Annotated in this window: 17 protein-coding genes and 1 riboswitch; of the genes, 5 read left to right on the top strand and 12 right to left on the bottom strand. The window is 44.2% G+C overall.

Annotated features, from left to right (window positions below):
- Positions 1-33 precede the first annotated feature (33 nt).
- Positions 34-858, top strand: a complete 825-nt coding sequence (locus tag C8N29_RS02790; protein WP_107864515.1) for a pirin family protein — start codon at positions 34-36, stop codon at positions 856-858.
- Between the two features lie 148 nt (positions 859-1,006).
- On the opposite strand, the gene C8N29_RS02785 is transcribed toward C8N29_RS02790, so the two are convergent.
- Positions 1,007-1,492: a DUF4442 domain-containing protein gene (locus tag C8N29_RS02785; RefSeq protein ID WP_107864514.1), complete on the bottom strand. Its 486-nt coding sequence runs from the start codon at positions 1,490-1,492 to the stop codon at positions 1,007-1,009.
- Between the two features lie 2 nt (positions 1,493-1,494).
- Positions 1,495-1,983 (bottom strand): YajQ family cyclic di-GMP-binding protein, encoded by a 489-nt coding sequence (locus tag C8N29_RS02780; protein ID WP_107864513.1) that lies wholly within the window; start codon positions 1,981-1,983, stop codon positions 1,495-1,497.
- 127 nt (positions 1,984-2,110) lie between these two features.
- Here C8N29_RS02780 and C8N29_RS02775 point away from each other — a divergent pair, with 127 nt between their 5' ends.
- Positions 2,111-2,755 carry an MBL fold metallo-hydrolase gene (locus C8N29_RS02775; protein WP_107864512.1) on the top strand — a complete coding sequence of 215 codons (645 nt, stop codon included), beginning with the start codon at positions 2,111-2,113 and terminating at the stop codon, positions 2,753-2,755.
- 73 nt (positions 2,756-2,828) lie between these two features.
- Here C8N29_RS02775 and C8N29_RS02770 read toward each other — a convergent pair whose 3' ends face one another.
- From C8N29_RS02770 to C8N29_RS02735, 8 genes are all read right to left on the bottom strand, one after another.
- Positions 2,829-3,725 carry a hypothetical protein gene (locus C8N29_RS02770; protein ID WP_146164411.1) on the bottom strand — a complete coding sequence of 299 codons (897 nt, stop codon included), beginning with the start codon at positions 3,723-3,725 and terminating at the stop codon, positions 2,829-2,831.
- Positions 3,726-3,987: 262 nt separating this feature from the next.
- A complete protein-coding gene (uca, locus tag C8N29_RS02765; RefSeq protein ID WP_107864510.1) occupies positions 3,988-7,596 on the bottom strand; it encodes an urea carboxylase in 3,609 nt (1,202 codons plus the stop codon).
- A 94-nt stretch (positions 7,597-7,690) separates the two neighbouring features.
- The gene (locus C8N29_RS02760; protein ID WP_107864509.1) at positions 7,691-8,326 is read right to left on the bottom strand and encodes an urea amidolyase associated protein UAAP2; all 636 of its coding nucleotides are present in this window, start codon (positions 8,324-8,326) and stop codon (positions 7,691-7,693) included.
- Positions 8,327-9,052: an urea amidolyase associated protein UAAP1 gene (locus C8N29_RS02755; protein ID WP_107864508.1), complete on the bottom strand. Its 726-nt coding sequence runs from the start codon at positions 9,050-9,052 to the stop codon at positions 8,327-8,329.
- A gap of 9 nt (positions 9,053-9,061) precedes the next feature.
- Positions 9,062-9,904: an ABC transporter ATP-binding protein gene (locus tag C8N29_RS02750; protein WP_107864507.1), complete on the bottom strand. Its 843-nt coding sequence runs from the start codon at positions 9,902-9,904 to the stop codon at positions 9,062-9,064.
- Between the two features lie 2 nt (positions 9,905-9,906).
- The gene (locus C8N29_RS02745) at positions 9,907-10,713 is read right to left on the bottom strand and encodes an ABC transporter permease (protein ID WP_107864506.1); all 807 of its coding nucleotides are present in this window, start codon (positions 10,711-10,713) and stop codon (positions 9,907-9,909) included.
- A 24-nt stretch (positions 10,714-10,737) separates the two neighbouring features.
- Positions 10,738-11,754 carry an ABC transporter substrate-binding protein gene (locus C8N29_RS02740; RefSeq protein ID WP_107864505.1) on the bottom strand — a complete coding sequence of 339 codons (1,017 nt, stop codon included), beginning with the start codon at positions 11,752-11,754 and terminating at the stop codon, positions 10,738-10,740.
- A gap of 52 nt (positions 11,755-11,806) precedes the next feature.
- Positions 11,807-11,917, bottom strand: a riboswitch (guanidine-I (ykkC/yxkD leader).
- A gap of 277 nt (positions 11,918-12,194) precedes the next feature.
- Entirely contained in the window at positions 12,195-12,617 is a 423-nt protein-coding gene (locus C8N29_RS02735) for an AP2/ERF family transcription factor (RefSeq protein ID WP_107864504.1), read from the bottom strand.
- 77 nt (positions 12,618-12,694) lie between these two features.
- Between C8N29_RS02735 and C8N29_RS16715 the strand changes: the two genes are divergently transcribed.
- Positions 12,695-12,847: a hypothetical protein gene (locus C8N29_RS16715; RefSeq protein WP_170106861.1), complete on the top strand. Its 153-nt coding sequence runs from the start codon at positions 12,695-12,697 to the stop codon at positions 12,845-12,847.
- 529 nt (positions 12,848-13,376) lie between these two features.
- Complete coding sequence (locus C8N29_RS02730; RefSeq protein ID WP_170106860.1) at positions 13,377-14,036, top strand: TetR/AcrR family transcriptional regulator; 660 nt, start codon at positions 13,377-13,379, stop codon at positions 14,034-14,036.
- Here the strand turns inward: C8N29_RS02730 and C8N29_RS02725 are convergent.
- Complete coding sequence (locus C8N29_RS02725; protein ID WP_107864502.1) at positions 13,996-15,237, bottom strand: sensor domain-containing diguanylate cyclase; 1,242 nt, start codon at positions 15,235-15,237, stop codon at positions 13,996-13,998. The two genes, C8N29_RS02730 and C8N29_RS02725, sit on opposite strands and share 41 nt — an antisense overlap.
- Positions 15,238-15,642: 405 nt before the next feature.
- Here C8N29_RS02725 and C8N29_RS02720 point away from each other — a divergent pair, with 405 nt between their 5' ends.
- Positions 15,643-17,064 carry a DUF4403 family protein gene (locus C8N29_RS02720; protein WP_107864501.1) on the top strand — a complete coding sequence of 474 codons (1,422 nt, stop codon included), beginning with the start codon at positions 15,643-15,645 and terminating at the stop codon, positions 17,062-17,064.
- Between the two features lie 98 nt (positions 17,065-17,162).
- Here the strand turns inward: C8N29_RS02720 and C8N29_RS02715 are convergent, their stop codons facing one another.
- The gene (locus C8N29_RS02715; RefSeq protein WP_107864500.1) at positions 17,163-17,354 is read right to left on the bottom strand and encodes a DNA gyrase inhibitor YacG; all 192 of its coding nucleotides are present in this window, start codon (positions 17,352-17,354) and stop codon (positions 17,163-17,165) included.
- Between the last annotated feature and the right edge of the window lie 199 nt (positions 17,355-17,553).

Genomic DNA, 17,553 nt, shown 5'->3' with positions numbered 1-17,553 from the left:
TGTGTTAAGAGACGGTTTTGCGGGAGTTATATCATGACCAGTGTTCGCCAAATTCGACATCTTGTGCGTGGCCAAGCCACTAGCGATGGCGCAGGGGTAAAATTAACCCGCGTCATTGGTACACAACAGTTACCACAAATCGACCCTTTTTTGATGTTAGATGAATTCCGTTCTGACGATGCAAATGATTATATTGCGGGTTTTCCTGAACATCCTCATCGCGGCTTTGAAACCGTGACCTATATGTTAGCAGGTAAAATGCGTCATCAAGATAATCAGGGCAATGTTGGCTTATTAGAAGCAGGCAGTGTGCAATGGATGACTGCGGGACGTGGCATTGTTCATTCAGAAATGCCAGAGCAAGAAAATGGTTTAATGTGGGGCTTTCAGTTATGGGTAAATTTACCCGCTAAAGACAAAATGACCGCTCCTCGTTATCAGGATATTCCACCGCAAGCGATTCCTGAAATACCGTATCAAGGACATCACGTGCGTGTGATTGCAGGACAATTAGCAGGGGCCATAGGGCCTGTACAAGCCGAAGCAATCCATGCGATTTATTGGGATATTCATTTGGCGACTGGCTCGTTTAATGCGCCTTTACCCTCAACGCACCAAGCCTTTATTTATGTTTATCAAGGCAGTGTCAGCGTAGAGGGGCGACAGGTAGAGCGTGGACAATTAGCCTTATTGTCTGAAGGCGAACAGATACGCATAGACGCGCAGACAGATGCACGTTTATTGCTGATTGCAGGGCAAGCGATTCGTGAGCCAGTTGCACGTTATGGCCCGTTTGTGATGAATACGCAAGCTGAAATCATGCAGGCGTTTGCCGACTATAGAAATGGGAATTTTTGATGTGTCACACACTGAAGGTAACTTGATATGAATTTATCCTGTTATTTCTGTGAGTGAGGACTTAGGCGTTTAAGGTCACTATTGACTCAACATCATGATAAAGTGTGTTGGGTGGATAAAACGCTAAGTCCTTCTATCTAGTCATGGCTTACTTATTTTTAGGCACCCATGCCCAGACCATTTCGCACTGAATGGGTTCATTGCCACTTTCGTCGGTTACTGTGACGGGGACTAAAATTTCGCCTTTGGCTTCTTGGTGAATACGCGCAATATCGGCTGCATCTAAGGTGGCTACGGCACGCATATCGCCTTTGGTACGTCTGTGATAATCGACTTTGAGGCTTTTGATAAGCGGTAGTTTATCGTCAGGTAAGTTGATTCCAACGACAAAACCTGTGGCAGTTTCGGCTAATAACGCCATGGCAGCGGCATGTACGCCGTTGATGTGATTTTGAACTTTCTTTTGATTGCGAATACTGACAATCACCCGTTGAGAAGAAATTTCTTCATAGAGTAAGCCTGACGTCCCGACATAGGGCACAACTTTGCCAAGAATCTTAGACAGGACAGTAGCGCGAATATTGGCAGGCAACCATTGCGAAGAGTCTACAATACGTTTCAGTTGATTAGACATGTTTAATCCTTGAAGTTGTTGAACTGTAGCGGAAGACCGAGCTTTTGCTCGCGTAATAAATTCATCACGGCTTGCAAGGTATCTTTTTTCTTGTCTGTGACGCGCACTTTTTCGCCTTGAATGCTTGCTTGGGCTTTTATACCAGATTCTTTAATAATCTTAACCATTTTTTTGGCGGTATCACTGTCTAAACCATCTTTGAGTTTCACTGTTTGATGCATTTCTTTGCCTGAAGCCGTCATTTTTTGGGCATCTAAACATTGCGCATCAATTTTGCGTTTTAAGCAATGTAGCTCCAACATGGCATATACTTGTTCGACCTGAAAGTCAGATTCGGCAATGATTTTGATTTCTTTGTTTTTTTCATTGAGTTCAACTTTGACATTGGCACCACGAAAATCAAAACGGGTTTGAATTTCTTTGTTGGTGTTGGCAACCGCATGATTTACTTCATACATTTCGAGCTCAGAAACAACATCAAAAGAAGGCATAGTCCACCTCATGCTAAAAATGGCAGAATAGTAGCACTTTTTTGCCCGTCACCCTAGCGATGCTGAATTTTTTAGCGCTAAGGTGTCCATCATCATGCCTTTTATTGGCAAACGACTAGAGGTCTGTATGGCGTTAAAATATCAAATTATTCCTGTCACTCCCTTTGTACAAAACTGTACGCTCTTGTGGTGTGATGAAACGATGCAAGGCACGTTGGTTGATGCAGGGGGAGACATGAATAAACTCATCACTGCCGTTGAGCAAGCAGGGGTGAAGATTGTGAAGTTACTGCTGACACACGGTCATTTAGACCATGTCGGTGCTGCAACAAAATTAGCACAGCACTTTGCCGTCGATATTGAAGGCCCACACCAAGAAGAAAAATTTTGGTTAGATATGTTGCCGCAACAAGCCATGATGTTTCAATTTCCACCTGCCCAACCGTTTTTACCACAACGTTGGCTGACTCAGAATGATACAGTGCAAGTAGGCAATTTGAGTTTAGAGGTTCGTTTTTGTCCTGGTCATACACCTGGTCATGTCGTCTTTATTCATCATGACAGTAAATTAGCCATTGTGGGGGATGTCTTATTTAAGGATGGTATTGGTCGTACCGACTTTCCACGTGGGGATTATCAAACGCTTATCCATTCCATTCAGCAACAATTGTTTAGTTTGCCTGACGACTATCAATTTATTGCAGGTCATGGTGCGATGTCGACGATTGGACGCGAAAAGCAATCCAATCCCTTCGTAGGTAAATTTGGCTAGTTGGTACTGGTTTGTCTGAGTGGGGGAGGTCGAGAGTATTTGCCTATTCGTATACTCTCGACCAACGAGATGTCTATTTTTTGATAATCGTTGGGCTAGTGAAATAAGTTTTAATAGCCGCGCTAATCGCGTCAGCGGCAGTTTTGTTGTACTGATAATAGTAGCTTGGAGCTTCGGTAAAATTGACTGTTTCGGCGGGTAAGTAGTCGGCAGCGTAGACTTGACCGTTATAACTGACGACACATTGTTGACTTGCGCTCAGACAAGACACGCCATATCCTCCCCAAACAAAATCATCAAAACTTTGGCCTGCGTGCATCAACTTCCAACTGGCAATCGAGCTGTAACGGCTACTACTTTCATCAAACTCTATGGTGGCTTCTTGTGTGGTATAACCTGTCAAATACACACCCAAAGAGCCAGTCGGCATTTTTAAGCCACTGGCTTTGAGTTTTGCTAAATTCGGGTCATCGTCAAAATAATCGTCTGCAATCACATCAGCAATTAATTGGTTGTCGAATTTGACTGTTTGATAGCGCAGGGTCAAGATAGCTTTATTCGTCACATTATCGGTGTTAAAAGGCGTGACACTAAAATTATTCGCATTGATATTTGTCAGAAAGTGTGATGGATACGTGGCTGTCGCAGTTGCAGCGGCAGGTGTTATCAATAGTTTAGTGCTAGTTAAGGTATAGCTTTGTACAGCGGCGGTCGTTGTGCCAACTAGCGTAACAGGTGTCGTGCTAATAATGCCACTTTTCGTAGTTATCGTATCCATGGATGTTTGATAGCTAAAGCGTGTCTCGCTGGCCGTCTCAGCACGACTGGGATTGACCTCTAATGAGTAACCAATATCTTGATAGAGAGTAAAAGAGGCGCTAGTCACTTGACTGTTATCACTGTCTCCTCCGCAGCCTACAAGTAAACCCATGAATGTGCTGAGTAGTGAAATTCTTAAAAAGGGAGACATATTGCGTCCTTAAAGGTTGATGATAGAAAAATTGATGATAAAGTAACAAAAAAGCGATGGTCTTGATAGCTCAGGCTTATCGATATAGCCTATGTCAGAACGGTGACACATAGATAAAAATAGGTAAATAATCGAATCAATCCCACGTATTTTAGACAGAATTTATAGTGTTAGGCAAAAATTAAGGGACGTTGCGGCCAGTCAGCCGCAACTATATGGGGGTTTAGGTTTATTTCTGGCTCAAATTATCATCGCACATGCCTTAAAGCACGGAGTCCTCCACGAGGGTAACTAGTTCATAACCGACCATCACGGTATGGCCAGTCTGACAATGAATAGCAAAGACCTTAGCATCACAAGGTGCATAGACTGTAAACTCCATTTTCATGGATTCAATAATGACCAAGGCATCGCCTTTGTTAACCTTATCCCCCGTATTAACTAAAACCTGCCAGACATTACCCGCGACTTTGTTATAAACACTGATCGCATCAGCAGGGCGCTCTTGTGCGTTGTGTGAGCTGAGTTGTGTTTGCGCTTGCTCCTCGTAATGGGCTTGTCCTGTTGCTAACCAGCGTTCATATTCCGCATCAAACGCGCTTTGTTGTTGTTGCTTATGTTGTTGAATGCTTTCAGCATTCGTTTTTAGAAATTGTTGATAGTCGCTGAGTTTGAATACGGTATGTTCAATTTTAAGCGGATAATTACCGAGTGGAAAGTCACGACGAATATCCTGAAGCTGGTCATGACTGACAGGGTAAAAACGAATTTGGTCAAAAAAGCGTAATAACCACGGCTTATCTGCGCTAAATAAGTCGGTTTGGCGATAACGATTCCACATTTGTAAGGTTCGGCCAACAAATTGATAACCGCCAGGCCCTTCCATGCCGTACACACATAAATAAGCACCGCCGATACCAACCGCATTTTCGGGTGTCCATGTGCGTGCAGGGTTATATTTAGTGGTGACTAAACGGTGGCGTGGGTCAATTGGGGTAGCAACAGGCGCGCCTAAATACACGTCGCCTAAGCCCATCACTAAATAATGGGCGGAAAAAACGATATCTTTTACCTGCTCTATATGGTCTAAGCCATTGATACGGCGTATAAACTCAATATTACTTGGACACCAAGGTGCATCTTTTCGCACCGATTGCATATATTTTTCGATGGCTAATTGAGTCGAACTATCATCCCACGATAAAGGTAAATGAATAATCCGTGACGGGACTGCGATATCTGAGCTGTCATCTAATTCGGCTTCAGCCTGTTTGAGGTGTGCTAACAGGGTCGCGCGCGAAAGTTGTTGGCTATCAAAATGAATTTGTAGAGAACGAATACCTGGGGTTAGGTCAATAATACCCGTCCATGCCTGTGCTTCAATCCAACTGACTAAGGCGTGTACCCGTAGTCTTAAGGCAATATCCAGTACTAAATCACCGTATTCAATTAAGAGATACTCGTCGCCCGCTTGTCGATAAACAACCTTGACCTTATCCACTTCAGCCGCTAATTCAAACAAAATAGGGGACGCCAAGGCACAGGCGTGGAGTGAGGAATGATAGGCTGTATAGATGTCTGTCAATGCTGCAATTTGTTGCTGTTTTAAGGTCTCTGCCTGTGCATAATCAATGGGGATAAAACGAATGGTATCGCCTGCCCGTAGTTGACCTAATTTCCATAATTCAGCAGAGACCACAACTGCTGGGCAAACAAAACCGCCTAAACTCGGGCCATCAGGCCCTAAAATGACGGGCATATCGCCTGTAAAATCAATCGCCCCAATAGCATAGGCATTATCATGAATATTGGAGGGATGTAGACCCGCTTCACCGCCATCACGTCGTGCCCATTGGGGTTTAGGGCCTATCAGCCTCACGCCTGTACGACTCGAATTATAATGCACTTGCCAATCGGTATTAAAAAACTGGGTTATATCTTCAGTCGTAAAAAAGTCAGGTGCACCGTGTGGGCCGTATAACACCCCAATCTGCCAATGATGGCCAAATTGAGGGATATCTGCATGCGCTAATGCACTCTTGTTATCGGATGAGCTATGGTCATGGCCAATCGTCAATACATCGCCTAATGCCAAACAACGTCCTGCATGGCCACCAAATTGTCCTAAGGTAAAGGTTGACCGACTCCCTAAATAACGAGGAACGTCAATGCCACCTTGTATAGCAAGATAAATACGCGAGCCTGTGTCTTGTGCTGCACCGATTTTAAGTACACTCCCTGCACGAATAGTGAGCGCTTGCCACATGGGCACGGCTTGCTCATCGACCCAAACGGTGGTGGGTGCGCCAGTCACGGCAAATACGCTATCACAATTAAAACGGAGTGTTGGTGCGGTGATAGTACATTCAAGACCAGCCGCACACGCTAAGTTCCCCACAAGTTCATTGGCGATACGAAAACTTAAATCATCCATCGGTCCTGATGGGGGTACACCTACCGACCAATAACCTAAACGTGCAGGGTAATCTTGGACAGTGGTTTGTAGCCCTGCTTCTAGCACGTCTAGGGTGCGTGGTTGATAAGTAAACTGTGTCAAATAGCGGGTGGTTTGTTGTCCTGCAATAAAGGTGTTATCGGCAAGAATTTGTTTGAGATAGGCTAAATTAGTTTCGATGCCTGCCAGTCGCGTGTGCTGGAGTGCGTCCTGTAATTGCTGCAAGGCTTCGCTGCGTGTAGGCGCATGCACAATAATTTTAGCCAGCATGGGGTCATAAAACGGCGGAACTTCACTGCCGCTTTCTAACCATGTTTCGACGCGGCAATTCGTTGGCCAAGCCACATGGCTTAATAAACCTGCGGAGGGTTGAAAGTTTTGGTTGGGGTCTTCGGCATAAACGCGGACTTGAATAGATGTACCCTGTGCTTGTACACGCAGACTCTCTAGCGGTGGTAATTGACCTGCGGCCAGTAAAATCATCCAAGCGACTAGGTCAATTTGACAGACTTCTTCGGTAATCCCGTGTTCGACTTGTAAACGGGTATTCATTTCCAAAAAGTAAAATTGATTATCACGGCAGTCATAAACAAACTCGACCGTCCCCGCCGATTGATAATTGACCGCTTTTGCTAAACGAACAGCCGTTGCCAATAAGGCTTGGCGTGTTGTTTCATCTAAGTGAGGGGCAGGGGTTTCTTCAATCACTTTTTGGTTACGACGCTGAACTGAGCAATCACGCTCACCTAAAGCAATCACTTGTCCTTGTCCATCGCCAAAAATTTGTACTTCAATATGACGGGCATCCGCAACGTACTTTTCTAGATAAATGCCTGCCTCTTTGAAGTTGGCACTGGCAAGACGAGTGACAGAGGCATAAGCCTCGATGAGTTCTTCGGTTTGCCACACTAAACGCATACCAATTCCACCCCCCCCTGCGGTGCTTTTGAGCATCACAGGGTAGCCAATGGCCTGCGCTGCATCTAAGGCCTCATCGACATTTGCTAATAAGCCTGTGCCTGCCAGTAGAGGTACGTCGTGTGCTTTGGCTAAGGCGCGTGCGGTATGCTTGAGGCCAAATGCGCGCATTTGTGCAGGTGTAGGCCCAATAAATATCAGATTGGCTTGCGCGCAGGCGTCAGCAAAGTCTGCATTTTCAGAGAGAAAACCGTATCCTGCATGAATCGCTTGCGCACCCGTTTGTTGAGCGGCAGCTAATATTTTATCAATACATAAATAACTATCGCTGGCAGCAGTGCCTCCAAGGGCAATGGCTTCATCGGCCATACGTACATGTAAAGAGTGGGCATCGGCCTCAGAATAGACCGCCACAGAGGCAATCTGTAGTTGTTTTAAGGTACGAATAATCCGACAAGCAATCGCACCGCGATTGGCAATCAATACTTTAGTCAACATAGTCTGCTTCCGTGGGTCGTCCCACTGATAATCGTTGGCGATGATGCACAAGCGATAACCCCCAAAGGTCGTCCAAAGGGGGACGTGAAGTGTGTTAATCCCAAATCAATAATTGGATAGGGGTAGGGTTATAAGCATTACATGGATTATTGAGCTGTGGACAATTTGAAATTAAAACCACGACATCCATCTCAGCCACTAAATCTACATATTTGCCTGCGGCCGAAATGCCGTCCGCAAACTGTAAGTGGCCGTCTGTACTGACAGGCACATTCATAAAAAAGTTGATGTTACTGCTGATGTCACGTTTGCTCAGGCCAAGCGCTATACTGTAGGGGTGATGGGTGAGGGCATACATAAAGTTGTCACGACAACTGTGCATGTGTCGTTTATCAATACTATAACGTACACAATTACTCTCAGCGGCACATGCGCCACCCAAGGTATCATGACGACCACAATTATCTTCGACAATATGCAGCATGACATTGCCTTGATTACTATAGAGTTTAGAGCCTGTACTTAAATAGAGTTGTTGTTGACGGCTAATGGTGTCGCTGGCACTGTAGCGTTCACTGCTATCATGGGCATTGTAAAACAAGGTGTCGACAGCTTGATTGCCTTCTAAATCTAAAATTCTAAAGCGTTGCCCCCGTTTCACCTTGCCCATCCAAGGTTCACCTGCGGGGCAAGTTTCTATGAGTACTGCATCTTCGGGTAAATAACGCATTTATTTCGCTCCTGCATAATAACGCTCAGTGAGCACAAAACCGCGAGTATTTTGAGAGCAGTGTTGACGGCAGAGGTCATCCGCCGCAACAGGGTCGGCTACATAAGCCGTGAGTAATATAGGTTTGGGGGCGTAGTATGCTTGGTCTGATAAAGGATGTGGTGCTGTTGAGAGTGCCACTAAGGTATTCATTTCAAAGCGCAAAGCGACAGAGCTACCTGCGACACTGTGTTGGGCATGATAATGCAATTTGCCCGTCGTATCGGGGCTAACCTTACTAAAAAAATTAATATTAGGTACGAGGTCGCGTAAACCTAAGCCATATTTGGCTAATTCTATCAGTAAACTATCTTGGCCGTTTTGATACATGTCATTACGAGCCTGTCCAAAACGCATATCGCCATAACGCGCTGTTATTTGGCTGGCGGTCGATAAACCACAAAAGGTGTCATGCCAACCCACACTATCGTCAATAATCGAACAAAAAATGCGTCCCATATCCGAATAACAGACATGGCCTTTACTCAAAAATGCAGTGTGTTGCGCTTTGAGGGTATCGGCCATATTATAGCGTTCAAGTTTATCTTCAGGGTTATAAAACAGGGTGGCCACATTCGCGCCGCCTTCAACATCGGTGAGCTTGAGTACGACGCCACGTCTAATAAGGCCAGACCAATGATGGCCAGCAGGAATTAATTCTTGCCATAAAATGGCGGATGTTGTCATAAAAAGCTCCTACATCGGTACCGAGGTGTTGGTGAGTTGCTGCAATAAGTCGAAATCGGTTTTCATGCCTGATGTTTCACGGATACGGTCTAAAATTTGCCGTTTGAGTTGTAAAAACTCAGGGCTATGCTTCATGTCTTGGTGTCGTTCGGCGGGTAGAGGCACCTCATAAATGCTGTCGATACGACCTGGTCGTGGCGCCATTAATACCACCCGATTACCTAAATAAATCCCTTCTTCGACATCGTGCGTGACAAAAATTATGGTCGTTTTTTCGAGCTTAAATACATGCCGAATTAAATCGTGCATGACCTCACGAGTTTGTGCATCTAAAGCACCAAACGGCTCATCCATCAGTAAAATATCAGGTTTAGCCATCAACGCTCTAGCAATCGCAACACGTTGCTGCATACCGCCAGAGAGCTGATTAGGATAGGCATGCTCGACAGCAGAAAGTCCCATCAGTCGAATCAAGGCATCGGTACGGCCAGAAGCGGCTTCGACATCGGCTTGGCTACAATCGTCTGTATGCGCTTGTAAGCGACGGCAAAAACGAATGTTATCGCGTACGCCTAACCAGGGGTATAGACTGTAGTGCTGAAACACCATCGCTCTATCAATGCCTGCACCTTGAATGGCTTGGCCATTGACTAAAACATCTCCTGCATTATGTTGTTCTAAACCGCCAATAATGCGGAGCAATGTCGATTTTCCGCAGCCAGACGCACCAACAAAGGTAATAAATTCATTGGCTTGAATAGCCAGTTCGATATCTTTGAGTGCTTGCGTTTGTTGTTTGCCTTCACCAAAAAATTTTTGCAAATCACGAATCACTATTTTGGGCTGAGTCATGGTTAGCCTCGTAAATAAAGCCACGGAAAGGCTTTGCGATGTAGCGCTCTAAAAAGTTGGTCGGTCAATAAACCAATCAAGCCAATCAACAACATACTGGCAAAAATCTTATCGGTTTGTAAAAAGCGTTGTGCCTTCAAAATGGCATAACCTAGTCCTGAGTTGGCAGCAACCAATTCAGCAACGACTAAATAAGTCCATGCCCAGCCCATGGTCACCCGTAAAGTGTCCATCAGAGCAGGTTTGGCGGAGGGAAAAATCACCAAGCGAATCATTTCTTCGCGGTTTGCACCCATCGTTTGTGCGGCTTCAATTTGTGCCATCGGAACACGACGCACATCTTCAGCCACCATGAGTACCATTTGAAAAAATGTCCCAATAAAAATGATGGCGATTTTGGAGGACTCATCAATACCTATCCACAACATCACTAAGGGAATAAATGCCACCGCAGGCATATAGCGAATAAAGTCGGTGAGAGGCTCTAAAAATGCCTGCACCGATTTATAACTGCCAATCAATAAGCCCAAGGGCACAGCAATGGCGGCGGATAACATAAAACCAGCCATCACCCGATAAACGCTGATAGTAATATCTGTCCATAAACCATCTTCTTGCCACCATGTGATGAGTCGGGTAATAACACTCCACGGCTTGGGTAAAAATAATTCATCGCTGCTATTGAGAGTAAAAAACCACCAAACACAGAACGGCAACAGTAAGCCGATACTTGCGAGTAGCCAATAATGACGGCGGCTTAAGTGGCCACGAATGGTCCAGAGTGGAGAAGACGCAGAAATCAATTTCATCGGGCGACTCGCTGTATCAAGAGCTTATTTTTTTAAGGCATCGGCGACAATAGAACCATCTAAGCCATTGGCAAAGGTGGGTGCTTTGTCAATCAGTTTGTTATTGACGAGGAATTGGCTAATGGTCGGTGAAACTGCGAGTAAAGATTGTGGGTTACTGGCTGCAGCAAACGCTGCTTGATTGGCAGTCGCGTCAAAAAAACGAGTGCCTGGCAAAAAGACTTTGTATTGCTCGGGGGGTAAGCCGACAACTTTAGCCATGATTTTGGCGGCTTCATCGGGCTTTTGCTGAATAAACGCAACCGTATCAAACCATGCTTTGGCCATACCTACTAAGTCTTTACGTTTATTTTTAATGGCTTTATCTTGAGCGACCAATAAATCAGGCACTAAACCGGGCATGTCTTTGGACGTAAATAAGGCGCGACCTTTTTTAGATTTTTCGATTTGAGAGACCCAAGGGTTCCAAACCACTGCTGCGTCAACACGACCTGCCATAAATGCCGCCGCTGCATCCGCAGCCGCCAAGTTGACGATTTTGACATCCGTCATTTTGAGATTGTGTTTGCTGAGTGCCGTCACCAGCACAAAATGAGAGATACTAAATTGCTCAAGGGCGATTTTTTTACCTTTTAAGTCAGCAAAACTTTTAATATTGGCACCCACCATTAAGGCATCATTACCCGCAGAATTGTCATTAACCAATACTGCTTTAATAGGCACACCTTTGGCGAGGGGGCCAAGCGTGTCAGACCATGTTTGTGAGTTAGCATCTAATTGGCCTGAAGAAAGTGCAGCAATAGAGTCAGTGTAGTTAGGGAACCAAACTAATTTGACATCGGCACCGTATTTTTTGAAATAACCTTGTTGTTCGGCAATATACCAAGCAACCCAGCCTGGCCAATCACTGACGCCAACTTTGACTTCGGCATGGGCAATCGTACTGGTAATACCCGCCGTTAGCGTAATTCCCGCCCCTAAACCAGCAGCGATAGCAATAACACGGGTAATGTGGGTGAGAGCAGTCGTGAGACGAGACATAAGCAAACTCCTAACGGCAAAAGTAAGGGAGAGCGCGCCGAGCGCGACAGATTTCTCCCGGGCTTTTATCCCGCCGTGGAGCTAACACTTATTTCTCCAAGTGTAGCCGATTGCTCTCGGACCAGTCATGAGTTGAATCATCGGAACCCTAGCAATCATCTCTGAAAAGCGCCTAAAGCGCTCTCGATAAGACAAATAGAGCATGAACTATGCCAAGACAAAGTTTGATATGTTGTTTTTTAGGTAAAACAATGATTTATAGGCAATTTATTTTACTTTTTTGCAAAAAGAAAACAGAAGATTAAGGGCATTGGCTAGAGGAGGCGAGGAGAGTAGTCACGGTGTGCACAATATTGAGGCAGTTTATTGTCCGTCGAAGGGGTTGGGGTGCGTAAAGCACACACCCAACAAACCCACTCAAATACACTTGCAAGTCTTCATCAAGCAAGCGGGGGATTTTCTTTAAAGTAATCTTCCTCCCATTTTTTGCGTGCGGCAATCGCCTTTTGTTTCGCTTCTTCTTCCCCGTATTTACGAATCGAATAACACGCTGTTTTTGTTTTACCACCTGCTGTCCACCAAGCCTGCCAATGGGCATAGGGTGCACCGCGTTTAATACCTTCGGCTCGGCTGACGCCAACAACACCGCTAGTATTACGAGTGGTTAATTTACCTACTTTACTATCAGGAGGCATTTTGGCATCTAACTCATGAAAATACGCTTCTGCGGCTTCCCATGCTTTGTCTGCACCACCATGTTTTTTATCAGAAAAAAACTTGGCATAAATGACACCGCGCCATCTAATACGGACGTAGTAGCCGTAATTGCTTTTAGATGGTTGATCTATACGACAGATACCCATAACTATTGCTCATCAAACATATGGGGCAACTGCTCACCATGGTGGTGTTGTTATACATGTGTGTGACGATATCTAGCATGATAAAGCAGCCAAAAGTGGCAACTAAACCTACCGAATCATTTACCCATGACAACAAGATAGATTTACCCACATTCACCCAAATAACATGGTTACATGGTGATAAATTTATCTTAAATAGCAGCGGCCCTTATAACAAGAACGATTTCTAAACAGTATCTGGTTTAAGCGAAGCGAATCATGAGGTAAATGCTGGATGTTGCCGAGCACGTTAACTCATGCGTACTTTGCCAAACCTTCCTTGCTAGAATGCCGTGCCATTCTTGGCTACATCGTATTGATTCCACCCTCACGATGATTAAGCAAACGTCATGTTTGTTCCTGTGCAAACTTATGTAGTACGGCTTAATGCGTTTGAGCTAGTACGGCTCACTCGTATTGTGTATGCACACGCGCGCACCACCTAAGCCTGACCGTAAACACTGTAAAAATAGATACAGTGTGATTCCGTTTACATTCGCTATCATAAAAATATGCTAGCGACTAGCACATTGTACATGAAAACTGAATAGTTAACAGCTATATAACAAGCGGATTGCAGGAGGGTATAACAAATATCATACGGGTGTGATAACAGTAACAAAATGCGTAAAGAAGTGTGGGTGCAGTCCAACACAAGATGAGCTAAACTAAACTTTACACTGTCAAGTCATTGTCTGATTATGCTTTTACGGTATGAACATGTCTGTTAAGAATTCATTGAGCCATCAGCCCCGTCCACCCTATCATCATGGTGATTTGGCGCGTGCCTTATTAAAAGCAGCAGATGCTATTATAGAAGAAGAAGGCTTAGAGGCCTTTACCTTACGGTCGTGTGCGCGTAAGGCGGGGGTTTCCCATGCGGCACCTGCACACCATTTCAAAGATAGAGCAGGTTTATTATCGGCTTATGCCGCGAGTATTTTTCGCGATATGACGGTCAGCATGCAAGAGCAAATCGCTTTAGCGGGTGATGATGGCCATGCACAACTTAAAGCAGTGGGCTTGGCATATATTCGTTTTGCATTAGAGCGGCCTGGTGCTTTTCGTTTGGTTTTTCGTTGTGAGGCACTTGCGCAAAATTGCCCAGAAATGAAAGAAGCGGGGGATGCCTGTTTTCAATTATTAGTGGATGTGATTCAGTCACTTATTCCTACCGCCAATAAAGAAGAAGTCCTACTCTACACGACGCTTGCATGGAGTATTGTGCATGGCTTTTCTACATTATGGTTAGAGGGTAATTTAGCGCATATGCTTACAGGCAAAAGCATGAACCTAGAGGTTCATGCTGAGGGCATGGCACAACAAATTTTATCGTTGGTTAGGCCTGCATTTGCGCCGAGTTCAGTGCTAGACGTTTAACACCCATGGTATTCGGTGTGTAATGGGGAGGTTTGAGATAAACCGCTTTATTACCACCTTCGGCCTGTGCTTGTATCAAGGCACGTTCTACACGCTCTAGTAGGCTGACAACATTATCATTCGGATTATATTGAGTGATGCCAATACTTAAAGTGGTTTTGACGCCTTTTAACTCTTGGCTCAAGATAGAGTTTTCAATATTCATACGTAAGGCTTCAGCAATGATTTGTGCTTTTTCGCCATGACATTTATTGAGGGTGATTAAGAATTTGTCATCACTCCAACGGCAACCCACATCAGAGGCACGAATGGAGTTTTTAATCAAACTCCCCATTTGTTTGATAATGCGTTCACCTAGTTCATGGCCATACTGATGACTGATGGTTCTAAATAAATCAATATCAATAAAAATTAAAGAGACAGGAATTTGATTGCGTTGCGCGTTGGCCAAAATATGATTGATGATAATGTCAAAGCTATAACGATTAGCGAGGCCTGTTAAGGTGTCGGATATCGCCATGGAGGCCAGTTTTTGCTTGAGTTGCCATTGATAACGGTTAATGGCAATGTGTGTGAGCCCCACGATAGCCAGTGTGACAAATAAACAAATAAACAAATTCAAATAAAAAGCATTACGTACATTGGCTAAGGCTTCATCTTCGCTGGTGTCAACAAATAATAACCAATTTAGATTAGGCAGGTGACGAACTGTTAACAGATAACGTTCACCCTGATAATCGTATTCATAAGAGCCACGTTGGCTAGACGTAATTTGACCCGCAATTTGGCGCAAGCCTTCTAATTGGTAAATATCCGCAGATTTACGAATACCATCATCGCGTGTTGAAGCAATGACATGACCTTCTAAATCAACAAAATAAATATTATGGTTATACGCTTTTTTGTACAAGTTTAAGATAGAGTTGAGCTTCTCGCGGTCTAAACCATAATCCACCGCATTTAAGTATTTGCGCTGATAAGCGGTTGGATTAGCATTTAATAAAATGCCTAAACTGTCGTCTTGCAAGTCAGAAGCAACCGTTGTTGCAATCAACGGTAATTCTTTTTTGACCAGTGCGTTATGAATGGATACTTTAGCCACACTATAGCTAATCAGTAATGCAATTAAAAAAGATAAACCAATAGCAATGCTTAACGTGAGAGTGAGTTTACGTTTGAGCTCTAAGAATTGTTCCATCATATTGTCCTTATTGAGCGGTTAGCCAAAGGGGCTAGTAAAAGGACTTACGCAAGACAGCACCACAAACGGATTTAGTTATTAAAATGTGGGCGAGTTTAAAATAAGAGTAATCTGCATAATTCCTAGTGTGGCGAGATAATAGCCGAATTTTGAAAAAAACAAATAGCCTTTTGTCGGACTGTGTGGCAAGAAGACGCCTAGAAATATGTCAAAATGTGTCTGCTAAACGCAGCGCCTATGTTGCTGCTGAGTCTAGAAGTTATTGAGGTTTTGAGGGGCTTTGTACACAGGGCTGTTATGGCTAAGGTTGTACATACACCAATACTCAATCATATTTCATGATGCTGCAAAAGAAACATCAATCAGGTGAAAATTAACGGTTTGTTGCTAAAAGGTAAGATAGATATGCGCCAGTTCAAAGGTTTGTTGGTCATGGTTGTGTTGTTGACGGCCTGTCAAGCGCCTCAACCCTTAGTTGCTCCGCCCAATAATCCCAACCCCATTCAATTACCGACGGTGGATAGTTCGGTTATCAATGTGCCTATTAGCATTGATTTAGAAGCGGTGCGTAGTGAAGCGCTCAAAAAAATCCCCAAGCCTCTCACGGCAGGCACCATGACACAGGTACTCACCATAGCCAACACCCCTTTACCTGTAGAGTCTGATATTAGCCACAAGGTCACTTTGAAAGATTTGAAGCTCAGTGTGACGGGGCAAGATTTTATTGCTAGTACGCAACTCGACTTTTCGATTGAAACCAAAACCCGTGCTTCTTTTTTGAATATGGGAGGTATTAGTTGTGGCATTGGTGAGGAACTGCCACGTATTGAGTTTACCTTACCTGGTAAGCTGTATTGGACAGTGGGAGGCGATTTAGCCATTCAGGCAGGGCAATGGCAAGTCAAATGGTTAAAGCCGTGTAACATTACGGCATTTAAGTTTAATGTTGAAAAGTTACTTAATTTACCCGTTGTGCGAGATAAAGTACAAACAGCCATCAATGACAATATCAACAGTTCCTTAAAACAGCTTGGCTTAAAAGCGATGTTGACTAAAACATGGCCACAAATTAACGAGCCTAAACAACTTGAGAAAGACGTTTGGCTATTACTACAGCCCGAAAAAATTGGATTGGCAGATATTGTTGGCACAGGCCGTTATGTCAAAACCAGTGTCAGTGTCAGTGCCAGACCACAAGTGCTAACGGGTGCAAAACCCACTGTGACCTTACCACCATTACCGCAGCCCCAGCGTTTAATTAGTAGTAACGATAGCTTTCATTTGGCCTTGCGTGGCGACATTGGTTTAGAGACGGCCAATCGTTTATTAAACGAAAAATTAGCCAATAAACCATTTGATGCGGGTGGGAAACAAGTCCTTATCAATAGTATTCGTTTGTATGGCAGTGGCGACAAAGCGGTGTTAGGTTTACGATTGCAGCAGCCCATTAACGGTGAAATTTATTTATTAGCGCGTCCTGTATTGGATATTGCTAATAATGAGTTACGTTTGGAGCAAGTAGAGTTTGAGTTGTCTACGACCAGTTTATTGGCAAAATCTGCCAATTGGATGCTACATGGCACTTTCAAAAATCTTATTGCAGAAAAAGCACGCTTCAATTTTGATAAAGACTTGTCTGATACGTTGAAAGACTTTAAGGATTATCACCAAGATTTGGGTTATGGTGTGGTCTTAAAAGCCCAAATTGGTAGTGTCAGACCGCAAGGTGTATTTTTTACGCCCACTGACATCAAAGCCTTTGTTGTGATTGATGGTAAATTAGCTTTAGACATGACGGGCAATCCTGTTCCCGTTAAAACCCCCTGAAGCGAGTACTGGCGAGGGCTTAGTTGAATGTACGTCTTGATAAATAGACAGGTCAACTAGCAGATGTGAAGAGGCATATCGACTAGCAGAAAGCGAGTTTAGTCGTTTTCTGCTTCAATATGGGCAGGCGCTTCGGCGAGTGGGATAGTATATTGCTCGCTTGCCCATGCGCCTAAGTCAATTAATTTGCAGCGTTCGCTGCAAAAAGGACGAGAAGGATTGTTCTGCCAAGTCGTGACTTGTCCACAACGGCGACAATTCAAGATTAACGGAGTAGCGTGGTCAGTCATAGTCTATGGCTACACAAGATAAAAATGATAAACCGTTTAGAGAATATTGATGTTTTGCCTGAGAGTCAATTTTTAATGCAACCCCCTTGTAAACGTCAATCCACGTTAATACGTCCCTGTTTTAAGGGTAAATCGTCCAGTTTGAGCAATGAGCTTTTGGCATCAATGGCTTGAAATCTCACTGTACCAAGCAGGGTAT

This window comes from Agitococcus lubricus (assembly GCF_003051055.1).
Taxonomy (GTDB): domain Bacteria; phylum Pseudomonadota; class Gammaproteobacteria; order Pseudomonadales; family Moraxellaceae; genus Agitococcus; species Agitococcus lubricus.
The sequence above is the reverse complement of the archived record's forward strand: the minus strand, read 5'-3'. Positions and strand labels throughout refer to the sequence as shown.